Annotated in this window: 15 protein-coding genes; 5 read left to right on the top strand and 10 right to left on the bottom strand. The window is 61.9% G+C overall.

Translation table 11 applies throughout. The features are described 5' to 3' along the window. From BLX42_RS12635 to BLX42_RS12620, 4 genes are all read right to left on the bottom strand, one after another. Positions 1 to 806: cache domain-containing protein (locus tag BLX42_RS12635; protein WP_178110734.1), on the bottom strand; the 806-nt coding region annotated here is incomplete at its 3' end. A 180-nt stretch (positions 807 to 986) separates the two neighbouring features. Next, positions 987 to 1391, bottom strand: a complete 405-nt coding sequence (cueR, locus tag BLX42_RS12630) for a Cu(I)-responsive transcriptional regulator (protein ID WP_046787862.1) — start codon at positions 1389 to 1391, stop codon at positions 987 to 989. Then, positions 1388 to 3787 (bottom strand): heavy metal translocating P-type ATPase, encoded by a 2400-nt coding sequence (locus BLX42_RS12625; protein WP_161871897.1) that lies wholly within the window; start codon positions 3785 to 3787, stop codon positions 1388 to 1390. The genes cueR and BLX42_RS12625 overlap by 4 nt, the downstream gene beginning before the upstream one ends. 52 nt (positions 3788 to 3839) lie before the next feature. After that, on the bottom strand, positions 3840 to 4226 hold the full coding sequence (locus tag BLX42_RS12620; protein WP_046787864.1) for a hypothetical protein: 387 nt from the start codon (positions 4224 to 4226) through the stop codon (positions 3840 to 3842). Between the two features lie 145 nt (positions 4227 to 4371). Here BLX42_RS12620 and BLX42_RS12615 point away from each other — a divergent pair, with 145 nt between their 5' ends. Together BLX42_RS12615 and BLX42_RS12610 are read left to right on the top strand one after the other, a co-directional pair. Continuing rightward, the gene (locus tag BLX42_RS12615) at positions 4372 to 4569 is read left to right on the top strand and encodes a heavy-metal-associated domain-containing protein (RefSeq protein ID WP_046787865.1); all 198 of its coding nucleotides are present in this window, start codon (positions 4372 to 4374) and stop codon (positions 4567 to 4569) included. A gap of 108 nt (positions 4570 to 4677) precedes the next feature. Then, a complete protein-coding gene (locus BLX42_RS12610; protein ID WP_161871896.1) occupies positions 4678 to 5859 on the top strand; it encodes a multidrug effflux MFS transporter in 1182 nt (393 codons plus the stop codon). On the opposite strand, the gene BLX42_RS26895 is transcribed toward BLX42_RS12610, so the two are convergent. Beyond that, on the bottom strand, positions 5810 to 6007 hold the full coding sequence (locus BLX42_RS26895) for a hypothetical protein (RefSeq protein ID WP_080952191.1): 198 nt from the start codon (positions 6005 to 6007) through the stop codon (positions 5810 to 5812). The two genes, BLX42_RS12610 and BLX42_RS26895, sit on opposite strands and share 50 nt — an antisense overlap. 494 nt (positions 6008 to 6501) lie before the next feature. On the opposite strand from BLX42_RS26895, the gene BLX42_RS12605 reads away from it, so the two are divergent. Then, complete coding sequence (locus BLX42_RS12605; RefSeq protein ID WP_046787867.1) at positions 6502 to 7209, top strand: helix-turn-helix transcriptional regulator; 708 nt, start codon at positions 6502 to 6504, stop codon at positions 7207 to 7209. 18 nt (positions 7210 to 7227) lie between these two features. Here the strand turns inward: BLX42_RS12605 and BLX42_RS12600 are convergent, their stop codons facing one another. From BLX42_RS12600 to BLX42_RS12580, 5 genes are all read right to left on the bottom strand, one after another. Next, positions 7228 to 8175 (bottom strand): adenosine deaminase, encoded by a 948-nt coding sequence (locus tag BLX42_RS12600; RefSeq protein ID WP_046787868.1) that lies wholly within the window; start codon positions 8173 to 8175, stop codon positions 7228 to 7230. A 106-nt stretch (positions 8176 to 8281) separates the two neighbouring features. Beyond that, a complete protein-coding gene (locus BLX42_RS12595; protein WP_161871895.1) occupies positions 8282 to 8968 on the bottom strand; it encodes an SDR family oxidoreductase in 687 nt (228 codons plus the stop codon). 363 nt (positions 8969 to 9331) lie between these two features. After that, entirely contained in the window at positions 9332 to 9916 is a 585-nt protein-coding gene (locus BLX42_RS12590) for a YigZ family protein (protein ID WP_046787870.1), read from the bottom strand. A gap of 9 nt (positions 9917 to 9925) precedes the next feature. Then, positions 9926 to 10588, bottom strand: coding sequence for a TetR/AcrR family transcriptional regulator (locus tag BLX42_RS12585; RefSeq protein WP_161871894.1), 663 nt, complete (start codon positions 10586 to 10588; stop codon positions 9926 to 9928). Positions 10589 to 10678: 90 nt separating this feature from the next. Continuing rightward, positions 10679 to 11596 carry a LysR family transcriptional regulator gene (locus BLX42_RS12580; protein WP_012316368.1) on the bottom strand — a complete coding sequence of 306 codons (918 nt, stop codon included), beginning with the start codon at positions 11594 to 11596 and terminating at the stop codon, positions 10679 to 10681. Positions 11597 to 11714: 118 nt separating this feature from the next. On the opposite strand from BLX42_RS12580, the gene BLX42_RS12575 reads away from it, so the two are divergent. Both BLX42_RS12575 and BLX42_RS12570 read left to right on the top strand, forming a co-directional pair. Further along, the gene (locus BLX42_RS12575; protein WP_046787872.1) at positions 11715 to 13061 is read left to right on the top strand and encodes an aspartate aminotransferase family protein; all 1347 of its coding nucleotides are present in this window, start codon (positions 11715 to 11717) and stop codon (positions 13059 to 13061) included. A gap of 73 nt (positions 13062 to 13134) precedes the next feature. Next, positions 13135 to 14628, top strand: coding sequence for a CoA-acylating methylmalonate-semialdehyde dehydrogenase (locus tag BLX42_RS12570; protein WP_012316366.1), 1494 nt, complete (start codon positions 13135 to 13137; stop codon positions 14626 to 14628). The last annotated feature ends 88 nt before the right edge of the window (positions 14629 to 14716 follow it).

The following is a 14716-nucleotide window of genomic DNA, read 5'->3' as shown; positions in this document are numbered from 1 at the left end:
GGGTAGACGTTGGCCATGTAGCGTACGCCGCCAATTTCGACTTCAGCCAAACCCTTGCCGGCCTTGGCCAGCTCGGCATAACCGTCGCCGAAGCTGGCCAGCTGTTTGAAATTGTGACTGGCATCGCGCGGGTCGACCATCACGTTACCGTTGTTTTCCATGAGGATCAGGTAGCCGCTTTCGCCCAGCTTGATCTGCTGGACGATCTCGGTCAGGCCCTTGAGCGAGACGTCGATGTTGACCACGCCACCGGGGCTGCCCAGCTGGTTGGCAACGGTACGCACGGTGCTGACCAGCACGGCATCGTCGCCGGCCCAGTAGTAAGGGGCGGTGCGCAGGGTCTTGCCAGGGTTGGCCATGGCCGCCTGGTACCAGGGGCGGGTGCGCGGGTCGTAGTTGCTCATGTTCGGGTCGCCTGGCCAGAAGGCGTAGCCGCCGTCTTGCAGGCCATAGGACACGTAGGCGTAGTCCGGGTGGCTCTTGGCCAGGCGCGTGAACAGCTCGAACAGTGTCTTGTCCTGTTCGCTCGGGGTGATTTGCGCGGCGTCGGCGCCTATGTGTTTCTTGACGTTGTCGCTGCTACCGGTGACCTGCGGGAGGCTGGCCAGGTAGTCGACGTTCTGGGTGATGCCCTGGAAAAACAGGTTCATCGCGTTACTGACCTGGCGGATTTCCCGGCTGCTGCCGTCAAGAAAATCCTCGCGGGCTTCGCCGCGCAGGTTGATGACCACCAAGGTGGCTACGAGGACGATGGGCAGTGCGGCGATGACCGCGAATGCCCAGGTCAGTTTCTGTTTGATGTTCATCGACGCTCCCGGAATTTATTTTTTTCGACACGCGAGGCAGGTAGAAACTGTATCGGCAGCGTCCGGGGTTTTTTGAATGAAAATGCCCGTATTTATTGGGTCTAGGCGCATTTGGCGACTATTCGGTCGGCTTCAGGCTAATATGGCATACCAAGTGTCTGGGCGTGGTGGTCAAACGCGTCAGTGACAGCACTCGCCCCCTTGTGCGAGATCTTTGAGTATCGGGCAGTCAGGCCGGTCATTGCCTTTGCAGTGGGCTACCAGTTCGCTCAAGGTGTCACGCAGGCTGGCCAACTCCTCAATGCGCCGATTCAGTTCATCGATGTGTTGCAGAGCCAGAGCCTTCACATCAGCGCTGGCGCGTTGCCGGTCCTGCCACAGGGTCAGCAGCTTGCCCACCTCTTCCAGGGAAAACCCCAGGTCGCGTGAGCGCTTGATGAAGGCAAGGCTGTGCAGGTCCTCTGGCTGGTACAGGCGGTATCCGCTGTCGCTGCGGGTGGCCGGCTTGAGCAGGCCGATGGCTTCGTAATAGCGGATCATCTTGGTACTGAGCCCGCTGCGGCGGGCGGCCTGGCCGATATTCATGGGGCCTCCTGCGAGGTGCTGGTGGGTTTCCAGGTCTTGAGCCACAAGGCATTGCTCACCACGCTGACGCTGGACAACGCCATGGCGGCGCCGGCCAGTACCGGGTTCAGGTAACCCAGCGCGGCCAGTGGGATGCCGATGAGGTTATAGATGAATGCCCAGAACAGGTTCTGGCGAATTTTCGCATAGGTCTTGCGGCTGATTTCCAGGGCGGCAGGCACCAGGCGTGGGTCGCCACGCATCAGTGTGATGCCGGCTGCCTGCATGGCCACGTCGGTGCCCCCGCCCATGGCGATGCCGATATCGGCGGCGGCAAGCGCTGGGGCATCGTTGATACCGTCGCCGACCATCGCCACCACACCGTGCTTTTTCAGTTCGGCTACCGTGGCGGCCTTGTCGGCTGGCAGCACTTCGGCGTGCACGTCGTCGATGCCGAGGGTATCGGCTACCACCTTGGCGCTGCCACGATTGTCGCCGGTCAGCAGGTGGCTGCTGATATGGCGCTTGCGCAGGGCTGCGATGGCCTGTTCGGCACCGGGCTTGATGCTGTCGCCGAAGGCGAACAGCCCCAGCACGCGAGGTTGTGCGCCTCGTTCAATCAGCCAGGACAGGGTACGGCCTTCGGCTTCCCAGGCCTGTGCTTCTGTGGCGAGGGCGCCGGGTTGCAGGTTGCACTCGTCGAGCAGGCGCCGGTTGCCCAGCGCCAGTTCGCGGCCTTCCACCCGGCCAGCGATGCCGCGGCCGGTAAGCGACTGGCTGTCGGCTACCGTGGGAACCTTTAGGCCTTGCTCGGTGCAGGCGTCGAGTACCGCCTTGGCCAAGGGGTGTTCGCTGCCACGTTGCAGGGCCCCCGCCAGGCGGTGCAACTCGGCACTATCACCGACCAGGGCCTGGCTGTGGACAACGCGCGGGCTGCCGGAGGTGAGCGTTCCGGTTTTGTCGAACACCACGCGGTTCACCGCATGTGCGCGCTCCAGCGCCTCGGCGTCCTTGATCAGGATGCCGTGGCGCGCGGCAACGCCTGTACCCGCCATGATCGCTGCAGGTGTGGCCAGGCCAAGGGCGCAAGGACAGGCAATCACCAGCACGGCAACGGCATTGATCAGCGCGGTCTCCAGCGGGGCGCCGGCCAGCGACCAACCGATCAGGGTCAGCAGTGCGATTACCAGCACGGCCGGGACGAAGATCTGGCTGACCCGGTCCACCAGTTTCTGGATGGGTGCCTTGGCCGCCTGGGCGTCTTCGACCAGGCGGATGATGCGGGCCAGCACGGTTTCTGTGCCCAATGCCCTGGTGCGCACCAGCAGCCGGCCCTCGCCGTTGATCGCGCCGCCGGTAACGCTATCGCCGGGTTGCTTGGGCACTGGCAGGCTCTCGCCGCTGATCAGGGCTTCGTCAGCGTGGCTGCTGCCTTCTTCCACTTCACCATCGACCGGGAAGCGCTCCCCTGGCTTTACCAGCACCAGGTCACCGAGCCGCAATTGGGCAATTGCAACGTCTTCTTCATGGTCATCGACCACCCTCACTGCACGCTCTGGGCGCAGCGCTTCGAGGGCCCGTATGGCGCTGGCGGTCTGGCGTTTGGCCCGGCTTTCCAGGTACTTGCCCAGCAACACCAGGGCGATCACCACCGCCGATGCCTCGAAGTACAGGTGCGGGGCCATCCCGGTAGAGGCCTTGGCCCATTGGTACAGGCTAAGACCGTAACCGGCACTGGTGCCCAGCGCGACCAGCAGGTCCATGTTGCCGGCGCCGGCGCGCACAGCCTTGTAGGCCGCCACATAAAAGCGTGCGCCAAGGATGAACTGCACGGGGGTGGCCAGCGCGAATTGCGCCCAGGCCGGCAGCATCCAGTGCAGACCAAACGGTTGAAGCAGCATCGGCAACACCAGGGGCAGGGCCAGCAAAAGGGCAGCGCCGACGGCCAGACGTTCGTTGCGCAGGCGGCGCTGGACGGCTTCCTGGTCATTGTTGACCGACAGCGGCAGGCTGGCACTGTAGCCGGCCTTTTCGACCGCGCCGAGCAGCAGGTTGTCATCAACGCCCTGCAGCACCTGAAGGTGGGCACGTTCGTTGGCAAGGTTGACACTGACCTGTTCAACGCCCGGTAGTTTACCGAGCGCGCGCTCGACTCGGCCGACGCAACTGGCGCAGGTCATGCCATCGATCTGTAGCTCTACGGTGCGGGTCGGTACCTCGTACCCGGCGCCGCGCACAGCCTCGACCAGGGCGGGCAGGCTGCCGGCCGGGGCCTGGACCCTGGCCTGTTCGTTGGCGAGGTTGACGCTGACCTGTTCAGCGCCGCTGACCTTGCGCAAAGCGCGCTCGACACGGCCAGCACAGCTGGCGCAGGTCATGCCGGCGATCGGCAGGTCGAATACAGTGGATGCGGGCATGGCTCTCCTCCTTGGACAGGCCACCAGCATCAACCTTGCCATGTGGGGAAGGTCAATAGTCCAGGTTGGCTCGCCTCAATACCAGCCCATTGTGGCCCATGGCAATGCGGTACTTGTTGATCTGGCCCGCCTGCAGGGTCAGTCGCGTGCTGCGCTGGTCTTCCAGGCCGGGCGCGCAGCCGGGCATCTGCCCCGGCAGCAGGCGCAAGCGTACGTCAACAGGGCCGGGCGGCAGGTTGAAAGAGGTCGACTGTTCCTGGAACACGCGCCCGGAAAGCTGGTCGTTGAGGTAGACACCGATTTCGCAGCTGGTGGCCACTTCCAGGCGTTCGCGTGAAATGATCAGCACGCTGTAGTCCGAGTTGCCTTCGGCGCTTGCCGGTGGCACCGCGGCCAGCGTGCCCAATAGCCCGACAACGCCCAGTGCTGTCCTGAACATGAAGAATCTCCTGCTTGCCGAATCGTCAAAGGCGCAGCTTGGCCGAGGTTGGTGCGGATTTCCAGCCCGGCCGTTGGATGCAGAACTTGACCTTGCCCCGATGGCAAGCTTGAAACTGAGTTAAACCCTGAAGGAGGCAACACCCATGCAAGTGTTCAACGTACAAGGCATGACTTGTGGCCACTGCGTTAAGGCGGTGACCCGCGCGGTGCAGGAACAGGATGCAAACGCCCAGGTCGAGGTCGACCTGGCCGGCAAGCAGGTGCGTGTGCAGAGCGCTCTGGGTGCTGAGCAGTTGCTGGCTGCGATTCGTGAAGAGGGCTACCAGGCTGAGGTGGCTTGAGTTGGAAGGGGCCGTGTTTGCGGCCCTGTTTTGTTGCAAATGTTTTCATGCTGATACTGTCCACTGCAGGTAGACTTACGCACTTGCTTAGCCTGCTATGGATTCCTGATGAACCTGCGAATGGTGCTTATCCTGGGCGCACTCAGTGCGTTCGGGCCGCTGGCGATCGACTTCTACCTGCCCGCCTTCCCGGCCATGGCGCAGGCGTTCGCCACCGACGAAAAACATGTCCAGACCACTCTGGCTGCCTACTTCCTCGGCTTGTCGCTGGGGCAACTGGCCTATGGGCCGATGGCCGACCGCTTTGGCCGGCGCAAACCGCTGCTGTTCGGCGTAGCGCTGTTTACCCTGGCGTCGCTGGCCTGTGCCTACGCGCCTAACCTCGACACGCTGATCCTGGCACGCTTCGTCCAGGCGTTGGGCGGCTGCGCCGGCATGGTGTTGTCACGGGCCATCGTCAGCGACAAGTGCGACCCGGTGGCGTCGGCCAAAGTGTTCTCACAACTGATGCTGGTGATGGGGTTGGCGCCCATTCTGGCGCCGATGCTCGGCGGCGTACTGGTTAACCTGGCTGGTTGGCAGTCAATTTTCCTGACATTGAGCCTGTTCAGCGCTGCTTGCCTGGTGGCGGTCGGCCTGGGGTTGCCCGAGAGCTTACCCGCGCATATGCCACGCCAGCCTTTATCCGGCGCATTGCGCCAGTACTTGCGGTTGTTGGCTGACCGCACGTTCTTTGGCCATGCCCTGACAGGGGGGATCGCCATCGCGGGTATGTTTGCCTACATCGCGGGTTCACCTTTCGTGTTCATCAAGCTCTATGGTGTGCCGGCCGAACACTACGGCTGGCTGTTCGGTACCAATGCGGCAGGTTTCATCCTGGTGGCGCAGATCAACGCGCGCCTGCTGGCTAAGCGTGGTCCGGCCTTCCTGCTGGTGCGTGCCGTCTGGCTGTACCTGGTCGCGGCCCTGGCGTTGCTCGCTGTAGCAGCGCTGCGCCCGGCTGAACTATGGCCATTGCTGGTGCCGCTGTTCATCTGCATCGCCAGCCTGGGCTGCATCATCCCCAATGCTTCGGCGTGCGCCATGAGCGGCCAGGGCGCACGCGCCGGCAGCGCCTCGGCCTTGATGGGGTGCCTGCAATTCAGCGTCGCCGCAGGCGCGGCAGCTTTGGTCAGCCTGCTGCACGACGGCAGTGCAGTGCCCATGGCGTTGGTAATCAGCCTGTGCGGGGCACTGGTGGTCAGTGTTGCGCTGTTGACCCGGCGCTTGCAGGCCACGCGTCCGGCTTGAGCGGGTGAGGCGCGCGCAAACGGGCTTCCAGCGTGACGACGAAGGCACGTGCTTCTGCTTCGCTGCGGAAGCTCACCACATGCTGGTCGAGCCTGACCTCCCAGGGGCAGTTGGGGTTGCGGTTGGACGCACTGACGATAATCTCCATCGCGGCATACCTCCGAATGGTGGGGAGAGCGGGTCAAGTGTAGCGCTGCGGTTACGTGGTGCCAGGGCATGAATGGGTGTCCTGACTGGCGGTCAGGGCATTTTCCGGCAGGGGCGTCAGACGCTTCCAGATGCAATTTCTGCAGGGTGTCGAACCTTCGCTTTTATTTGCGCTATTTATGGAACGGCGCTGTCGGCAGAGTCGCTGCCCGCACGGGGCCATTCTTCCTCGTGCGTTGTTTCTTCCCTTTTATTTCGCGGTCTGATGCCTGTCACCTAAAACTGAGGCGGGGGCCGTTCGCCTATCTCAATCGATCAAGGGTTGCCCTACCCATCCCCCTTTGACCCACAGGTCTGTCTGCACGGCTGCTAGAGCGGGCTTTCATGCGGCTTATACTGACCCCGGTGCCAGGCCGGTAGCAGCTAGGGGGCAATCGGCGTTGCCAATGTTGGCCATTGGAATTCAGATGTGATCTTGCAGGGAGTTAAAGGGACATGAATACAGTCAGCAGTATCAGTCAGATTGCCGGCCTGATGGCCGACCCCAAGCGGAGCGCCATGTTGTGGGCGCTGATTGATGGCACGCCGCGACCGACCGATGAGCTGGCGATGATGGCTGGGTTGACCTCCTCCTCGGCCTGCGCCCATTTGTCATTGCTGTCTTCGGCAGGCCTGCTCAGGCTTGAGGCGCGCGGTCGCAAGCGTTACTTCCGGCTGGCGACGCCCCAGGTGGGCGCAGCCGTAGAAGCCTTGGCCAGTGTGCAACTGGGTAATGACAGAGGCGCGCAGGCCAAGCCGCTGCCGATGCCAATGTCGATGCGCCGGGCGCGTCGCTGCGCTGATCACCTGGGCGGCGAGCTGGCCGGTGAGCTCTATCACCGATTGGTGGTAGCAGGCTGGCTGGAGGGCAGCGTGCATCAGATGATGGTCAGTGAGAAGGGCCGGGCGCAGTTGGCAAGCATTGGCGTCTATATCGATGCACTGGCACCTCAGCAGCAGCGCGGTTGCGTGATCTGCCACTGTAATGAGTGGAGCGACCAGGGGCCTCATCTTGGCGGTAGCCTGGGGCAGGCCTTGCTCACCTTGTTCCTGCAATCGGGATGGATACGTGAGGCCGAGAATACGCGGGCATTGCAGATCTCGGCCCTGGGGATTCAGCAGATCAATCGCATTGCCCGCGTTCCGACGTTGCAGGTGGGGTAACTGCAACGCCGTGTCCGGTCAGACCAACCGTGCGTCCAGGCTGTTCTGCGCGAGGCGGCGAGCCTGGTCTTCGGTCATGCCCAGGTGAATGTGCAAGGCATGGAAGTTTTCGGTGACGTAGCCGCCGAAGTAGGCGGGGTCATCCGAGTTCACGGTCACTTTCACGCCGCGCTCGAGCATGTCGAGGATGTTGTGCTGGCTCATGTGGTCGAACACACAGAGTTTGGTATTGGACAGTGGGCACACGGTGAGCGGGATCTGCTCGTCGATGATGCGTTGCATCAGGCGCTCGTCTTCCATGGCGCGCACGCCATGGTCGATGCGCTTGATCTTGAGCAGGTCGAGGGCTTCCCAGATGTACTCGGGTGGGCCTTCCTCGCCAGCGTGGGCCACCGCCTCGAAGCCTTCGCTGCGGGCACGGTCGAAGACGCGCTGGAACTTGCTCGGCGGGTGGCCTTTCTCGGAGCTGTCCAGGCCTACCGCGATGAACGCGTCGCGGAAGGGCAGGGCCTGGTCCAAGGTTTTTTGTGCTTCTTCTTCGCTCAGGTGGCGCAGGAAGCTCAGGATGAGGCCGCTGCTGATACCCAGCTGCTCACGACCATCCTTGAGTGCCTGGTTGATACCATTGAGCACCACTTCGAACGGGATGCCACGGTCAGTGTGGGTCTGTGGGTCGAAGAACGGTTCGGTGTGGATGACATTCTGCGCCTTGCAGCGCTGCAGGTAGGCCCAGGTCAGGTCGTAGAAGTCCTGCTCAGTGCGCAACACGTCCGCACCTTGGTAATAAAGGTCGAGGAATTCCTGCAGATTGTTGAAGGCGTAAGCGCTACGCAGGGCTTCGACGTCGTTCCAGGGCAGGGCGATCTTGTTGCGCTCGGCCAGGGCGAACAGCAGCTCGGGTTCCAGTGAGCCTTCCAGGTGCAGGTGCAGTTCAGCCTTGGGCAGGGCGTTCAACCATTCATACATAGTGGGTGTTCTCAAATCAGGTACGGTTGCCGCCATTCTACAGGGCCAGGCCGGGCATTGCGCCCGGCCTGGCCCTGCATTGTTTCAACCACTGATCAGGTTCAACTCACCAGACGAGCGATTCGCCCTTGTAATTGATGAAGCGCAGCCCGCCGTTGCCGCTTTGCGCCTTGATCTGTTCGAGCATGCCTTGGGTACTGGTGAGCACGTCGATTTCGGCGTTCTCGCCGCCCATGTCGGTCTTTACCCAACCCGGGTGCATGGCCAATACGCAAAGGTCAGGTCGCTGCAGATCGACCACGAAGCTGTTGATCATCGAGTTCAGGGCGGCCTTGCTGGCCTTGTACAGGCAGACCTCGCCACCGTCGGGGATGGTCACGCTACCCAGGATCGAGCTCATGAACGCCAACACGCCCGAGCCTTCACGCACCTGGCCGGCCAGGCGTCGGGCGACGCGGATCGGCGCCACGGCGTTGGTCATGAACAGGTCGCCGATTTCACTGCGCTGCACGGTTTCCAGGTCCTGCGGCAGCGGCCCCATGACGCCGGCATTGATGAACACCAGGTCGAACACTTCGCCATGCAGGCGCTGCTTAAGGCCATCGAGCTGTGCGGTGTCGTTCATTTCCAGCTGCTCGACGCGTACCCCAGGCACTTCGCCGAGTGCGCCGGTTTTTTGCGGGTCGCGCACCGTGGCTGTAATGTTCCAGCCATCTTCGTGAAGGCGCTGCACCAGGCCAAGGCCAAGCCCGCGGGAGGCGCCGATGATGAGGGCAGTTCGTGGAGTGGTCATAGGAGCATTCCTGTCGCGGTAGAAGAAAAGGATTTGAGCATACTTCAGCCTGGCGTCATGCGCCGCATCAACACTGGTCAAGAAATGAGCAATGGCGTTTGGCTGTGTGCGCCCGGGTGCTTCGCTTGTTGGCTAACGGGTTATCCACAGGCTATTCCACAGTTAATGTGTGCAAACTGCCAGGCGGCCGGAGTGTTATACGCTTGACGATTGGGGATAACTCTTGACAGCTCAGCGGGTCGAGCTTTTCATCACGCAGTGGTCAAAAAACGCTCAATGCTCTGCAGGCCTTGATGGGCGTGGCCTGCATCAGAATGCCCCAAGCTTATCCACAGGCAGGCCCACAGTTGTTGTGGGCAAAGGTCAGCAGGCTTCCAAGAGGATGCGCCCGCGGCTGATGTCGGCCAGTTGCTGTTGCAGCGCGCCGATGTGTGCTTCGCCTACCGCAATGTGCAGATCCACCCCGTTGGCGGTGAATTGTTCTTCCAGCACCAGTGCGTCGACTTCTGCCAGGCGCAGTTTGACCAAGGCCAGTTCGCTGAAGCTGCAGCTGCAGCGGTACTCGCTGCGTTGCACCAGCAGCCTTTTCGGCGCCTGCTGCAGGCACTTGTTGGCACCGCCACCATAAGCCCGGGCCAGGCCGCCGGTGCCTAGCTGGATGCCGCCGTACCAGCGGATCACCAATACCACGACCTGGTCACAGTCCTGGGCTTCGATGGCAGCCAGGATTGGCCTGCCGGCCGTGCCGCCGGGTTCGCCGTCATCGCTGCTGCGGTATTGCCCGCCCAGCTTCCAGGCCCAGCAGTTGTGCGTGGCAGCCGGGTCGCTATGGCGTTCAATGAAACCCATCGCCTCGGCGGCACTGGATATCGGGCCGGCGAGGGTGATGAAGCGGCTCTTGCGGATTTCCTCGCGAAACTCGCAGAGGTCGAGCAGGGTAGAAGGCATAAGTCGATGTCAGGCACTCGGCGTGATGCCGCACCCCTTGAGGATGATGTGGATAAGGTTGTTGCTCGCATCTTCCATGTCTTGCTTGGTCAGGCGGCTGCGGCCGGTCACCTGGCAGATCTGGGTGGCGAAGTCGGCATAGTGCTGGGTGCTGCCCCAAAGCAGGAATATCAGGTGAACCGGGTCTACCGGGTCCATCTTGCCTGCGGCGATCCAGGCCTCGAACACCGCCGCCCGGCCCCGGAACCACTCGCGGTAGTCGGCGCTGAAGTACTCGGTCAGGCAAGTGCCTCCGCTGATCACCTCCATGGCGAATATCCGCGAGGCTTGCGGATTGCGCCGGGAGAATTCCATCTTGGTGCGGATGTAATGGCTCAACGCAGCAGCGGGATCGTCATCGACGCTCAAGGCGTTGAAGGTGCTGTCCCAGAGCTCGATGATGTTGCTCAACACGGCAATGTACAGGCCGAGCTTGTTGGTGAAGTAGTAATGCAGGTTGGCCTTGGGCAAGCCGGCCTTCAGCGCAATGGTGTTCATGCTGGTGCCCTTGAAGCCATGGCGGGCGAACTCGTCTTCGGCGGCCTGGATGATGGCCTGTTCGTTCTTCTGGCGGATGCGGCCAGCGGGCTTGCCCGAGGCGGATAGGCGATGCGCAGGGACTTCTAGGGTCATGGACGATTCCGTACAGGTCTGTGGCAACGGATGTCGGACAAGATTACCTTCCTGCGCTCAAGTAACAAGCATTAGCGTCACAAGCAGGCATCAGCGTGTCGCAGCCAGGCTTTCAAGGAAGCTTTCCAGTACCAGGTTCGGCCGCCGGCCCTTGCGCGTTACCCAGCTCAGGCTCAGGTCATAGAAGCGCTGCGAGGGCTTGAGGGCGCGCAGGCGACCTTGCTGAACCCAGAACGTGGCGTAGTGGTCGGGCAGGTAGCCGATGTAGCGGCCGGTAAGGATCAGAAATGCCATGCCCTCACGGTCCGAGGCGCTGGCGGTGCAGTTCAGGGCCTGATAATGGGCCTGAATTTCGGCGGGCAAGCGGAAGGTCGGAGCGATTGCCTCCTGGCTGTTGAGGCGGGCTTCGTCGATCTGTTGATCGTCGGCATAGAACAGCGGATGGCCAACCGCGCAATAGAGCAGCGAGCGTTCGCTGTACAGCGGTTGGTACTCAAGGCCGGATAGCGGGCTGGTCTGCGGCACCACGCCGACATGCAGGCTGCCATCGAGCACACCCTGCTCGACCTGGCTTGGGGCGATCATGCGGATCTGGATGCGCACCTCGGGGCCACGATCCTTGAGTTCGGCCAATGCATGGGTGATGCGCATGTGCGGCAGGGTCACCAGGTTATCGGTCAGGCCGATGTTCAGCTCCCCGCGCAGATGCTGGTGCAGGCCGTTGACTTCGGTACGGAAGGTTTCCAGCGCGCTGAGCAGTTGCAGCGCCGAATGGTAGACCTCGCGGCCTTCCTCGGTCAGCGAAAAACCGGCGCGGCCACGCTGGCAGAGGCGCAGGCCCAAGCGTTGCTCCAGGTCATTCATCTGCTGGCTGATGGCCGAGCGGCCAATGCCCAGCACGTTTTCGGCAGCCGAGAAGCCGCCGCACTCGACCACGCTGCGGTAGATCTTCAGCAGGCGGATGTCGAAATCGCTGACTTGGGCGAGGGGGTCGGGGCGTCGGCTCATAAGTTTAGTCTTGCGCTACCTGAAGATTAGAAATGTAGTCTTTTTCAGACTTTATCCACGTGCGAATTTAGCTGCAACAACATCCATCGTTGCCTATTCGTTTTTCGAGGAACCGCCGATGAACATGCCCGAAACCGCTCCTGCCGGTATCGCAAGCCAGCTCAAGCTGGATGCGCACTGGATGCCTTACACCGCCAACCGCAATTTCCATCGCGACCCACGGCTGATCGTGGCGGCCGAAGGCAATTACCTGGTCGATGACAAAGGGCGCAGGATCTTCGATGCCTTGTCGGGCCTGTGGACCTGCGGTGCCGGGCATACCCGCAAGGAAATTACCGAGGCGGTTGCACGTCAGCTCGGCACCCTGGATTACTCCCCTGCCTTCCAGTTCGGTCACCCGCTTTCGTTCCAGTTGGCCGAGAAGATCACCGCGCTGACCCCTGGTGACCTGAATCACGTCTTCTATACCAACTCCGGTTCCGAGTGCGCCGATACCGCGCTGAAGATGGTCCGCGCCTACTGGCGCCTGAAGGGCCAGGCCACCAAGACCAAAATCATTGGCCGTGCCCGTGGTTACCACGGTGTGAACATCGCCGGTACCAGCCTGGGTGGCGTAAACGGCAACCGCAAGATGTTTGGCCAGCTACTGGACGTCGACCATTTGCCGCACACTGTGCTGCCGGTCAATGCCTTCTCCAAAGGCCTGCCGGAAGAGGGCGGCATCGCCCTGGCTGATGAAATGCTCAAGCTGATCGAACTGCACGATGCGTCGAACATCGCAGCTGTGATTGTCGAGCCGCTTGCGGGTTCGGCTGGTGTACTGCCGCCGCCTAAGGGCTACCTGAAGCGCCTGCGTGAAATCTGCACCCAGCACAATATCCTGCTGATCTTCGACGAAGTCATCACCGGCTTCGGTCGCATGGGCGCCATGACGGGTTCCGAGGCCTTTGGCGTGACCCCTGACCTTATGTGCATCGCCAAGCAGGTCACCAACGGCGCCATTCCGATGGGCGCGGTGATCGCCAGCAGCGAGATCTACCAGACCTTCATGAACCAGCCGACCCCGGAATACGCTGTGGAATTCCCGCACGGCTATACCTACTCGGCCCACCCGGTAGCCTGTGCCGCCGGTATCGCCGCGTTGGACCTGCTGCAGAAGGAAAATCTGGTGCAGTCCGCCGCCGAGCTGGCGCCGCACTTCGAGAAGCTGTTGCACGGCGTGAAGGGCACCAAGAACGTCGTCGATATCCGTAACTACGGCCTGGCCGGCGCGATCCAGATCGCTGCCCGCGATGGCGATGCCATTGTCCGTCCGTATGAAGCCGCGATGAAGCTGTGGCAAGCCGGCTTCTACGTGCGCTTTGGCGGCGACACCTTGCAGTTTGGCCCAACGTTCAATACACAGCCGCAGGAACTGGACCGTCTGTTCGACGCGGTCGGTGAAGCGTTGAACAAGATCGACTGATCTTTCCGATTCTGACGTAAGGCGCGTGAGCTTTTTGCGCGCCAGCATCAACCTTCTTTATCTGGAGTTTTGCATGAGCATTGTTCAGCACCTGATCCACGGCGAGCTGGTTTCCAAGGGTGAGCGCACCGCCGATGTCTTCAACCCGTCCACTGGCCAGGCAGTACGCAAGGTCGAGCTGGCCAGCCGCGCGACCGTTCAGGAAGCGATCGACTCTGCCAAGGCTGCATTCCCGGCCTGGCGCAACACCCCGCCGGCCAAGCGTGCCCAGGTGATGTTCCGCTTCAAGCAACTGCTGGAGCAGAACGAAGCACGCATCTCGCAGATGATCAGCGAAGAGCATGGCAAGACGCTGGAAGACGCGGCTGGCGAACTCAAGCGCGGTATCGAGAACGTCGAGTTCGCCTGCGCAGCGCCTGAGGTGCTCAAGGGTGAATACAGCCGTAACGTCGGCCCGAACATCGATGCCTGGTCCGACTTCCAGCCGCTGGGCGTGGTCGCCGGTATTACGCCGTTCAACTTCCCGGCCATGGTCCCCCTGTGGATGTACCCGTTGGCCATCGCTTGCGGTAACGCCTTTATCCTCAAGCCGTCCGAGCGTGACCCGAGTTCGACCTTGTACATTGCCCAGTTGCTGCTGGAGGCCGGCCTGCCCAAGGGTATCCTCAACGTGGTGCACGGGGACAAGGAAGCTGTGGACGCGCTGATCGAGGCGCCGGAAGTGAAAGCGCTGAGCTTTGTGGGCTCGACCCCGATCGCCGAGTACATTTATGCCGAAGGCACCAAGCGCGGCAAGCGCGTGCAAGCCTTGGGTGGCGCGAAGAACCACGCAGTGCTGATGCCGGATGCCGACCTGGACAACGCCGTCAGCGCACTGATGGGCGCTGCCTACGGTTCGTGCGGCGAGCGTTGCATGGCTATTTCGGTGGCGGTGTGTGTGGGCGACCAGGTTGCCGATGCGCTGATCGCCAAGCTGGAGCCGCAGATCAAGGCGCTCAAGATCGGTGCCGGCACCTCGTGCGGCCTGGACATGGGGCCGCTGGTGACTGCTGCTGCCCGTGACAAGGTAGTGGGTTACATCGATGACGGTGTTGCTGCTGGCGCCAAGCTGGTGGTGGATGGCCGTGGTTTCCGTGTGGCGGGTAATGAAGACGGCTACTTCGTGGGTGGCACCCTGTTCGACAAGGTGACGCCAGAGATGCGCATCTATAAAGAAGAGATCTTCGGCCCTGTGCTGTGCGTGGTGCGTGTGAACAGCCTGGAGCAGGCCATGCAGCTGATCAACGATCACGAGTATGGTAACGGGACCTGTATCTTTACCCGTGATGGTGAGGCGGCACGCCTGTTCTGTGACGAGATCGAAGTGGGCATGGTTGGTGTGAACGTGCCGCTGCCGGTGCCTGTGGCGTACCACAGCTTTGGTGGCTGGAAGCGCTCGCTGTTTGGCGACCTGCATGCTTATGGGCCGGATGGGGTACGGTTCTATACCCGTCGCAAGGCGATTACCCAGCGTTGGCCGCAACGAGCGAGCCATGAGGCGTCGCAATTTGCCTTCCCTAGCCTTTAAGGCGTGAGAAGCGAAGCGGGAGGCCGACAGGCCTCCCCGCTTTGTTTTAGGCGATATCAAGGTTTATTGAAATTAAGCCTTGACGGGC

The sequence above is a fragment of the Pseudomonas sp. SG-MS2 genome (genome assembly GCF_009933855.1).
Lineage (GTDB): Bacteria > Pseudomonadota > Gammaproteobacteria > Pseudomonadales > Pseudomonadaceae > Aquipseudomonas > Aquipseudomonas putida_E.
The sequence above is the reverse complement of the archived record's forward strand: the minus strand, read 5'-3'. Positions and strand labels throughout refer to the sequence as shown.

Coding starts and splice junctions, on each gene's coding strand:
- cueR (WP_046787862.1), bottom strand. CDS start 1,391: ATGAATATCGGCCAGGCCGCCCGCCGCAGCGGGCTCAGTACCAAGATG.
- BLX42_RS12625 (WP_161871897.1), bottom strand. CDS start 3,787: ATGCCCGCATCCACTGTATTCGACCTGCCGATCGCCGGCATGACCTGC.
- BLX42_RS12620 (WP_046787864.1), bottom strand. CDS start 4,226: ATGTTCAGGACAGCACTGGGCGTTGTCGGGCTATTGGGCACGCTGGCC.
- BLX42_RS12615 (WP_046787865.1), top strand. CDS start 4,372: ATGCAAGTGTTCAACGTACAAGGCATGACTTGTGGCCACTGCGTTAAG.
- BLX42_RS12610 (WP_161871896.1), top strand. CDS start 4,678: ATGAACCTGCGAATGGTGCTTATCCTGGGCGCACTCAGTGCGTTCGGG.
- BLX42_RS26895 (WP_080952191.1), bottom strand. CDS start 6,007: ATGGAGATTATCGTCAGTGCGTCCAACCGCAACCCCAACTGCCCCTGG.
- BLX42_RS12605 (WP_046787867.1), top strand. CDS start 6,502: ATGAATACAGTCAGCAGTATCAGTCAGATTGCCGGCCTGATGGCCGAC.
- BLX42_RS12600 (WP_046787868.1), bottom strand. CDS start 8,175: ATGTATGAATGGTTGAACGCCCTGCCCAAGGCTGAACTGCACCTGCAC.
- BLX42_RS12595 (WP_161871895.1), bottom strand. CDS start 8,968: ATGACCACTCCACGAACTGCCCTCATCATCGGCGCCTCCCGCGGGCTT.
- BLX42_RS12590 (WP_046787870.1), bottom strand. CDS start 9,916: ATGCCTTCTACCCTGCTCGACCTCTGCGAGTTTCGCGAGGAAATCCGC.
- BLX42_RS12585 (WP_161871894.1), bottom strand. CDS start 10,588: ATGACCCTAGAAGTCCCTGCGCATCGCCTATCCGCCTCGGGCAAGCCC.
- BLX42_RS12580 (WP_012316368.1), bottom strand. CDS start 11,596: ATGAGCCGACGCCCCGACCCCCTCGCCCAAGTCAGCGATTTCGACATC.
- BLX42_RS12575 (WP_046787872.1), top strand. CDS start 11,715: ATGAACATGCCCGAAACCGCTCCTGCCGGTATCGCAAGCCAGCTCAAG.
- BLX42_RS12570 (WP_012316366.1), top strand. CDS start 13,135: ATGAGCATTGTTCAGCACCTGATCCACGGCGAGCTGGTTTCCAAGGGT.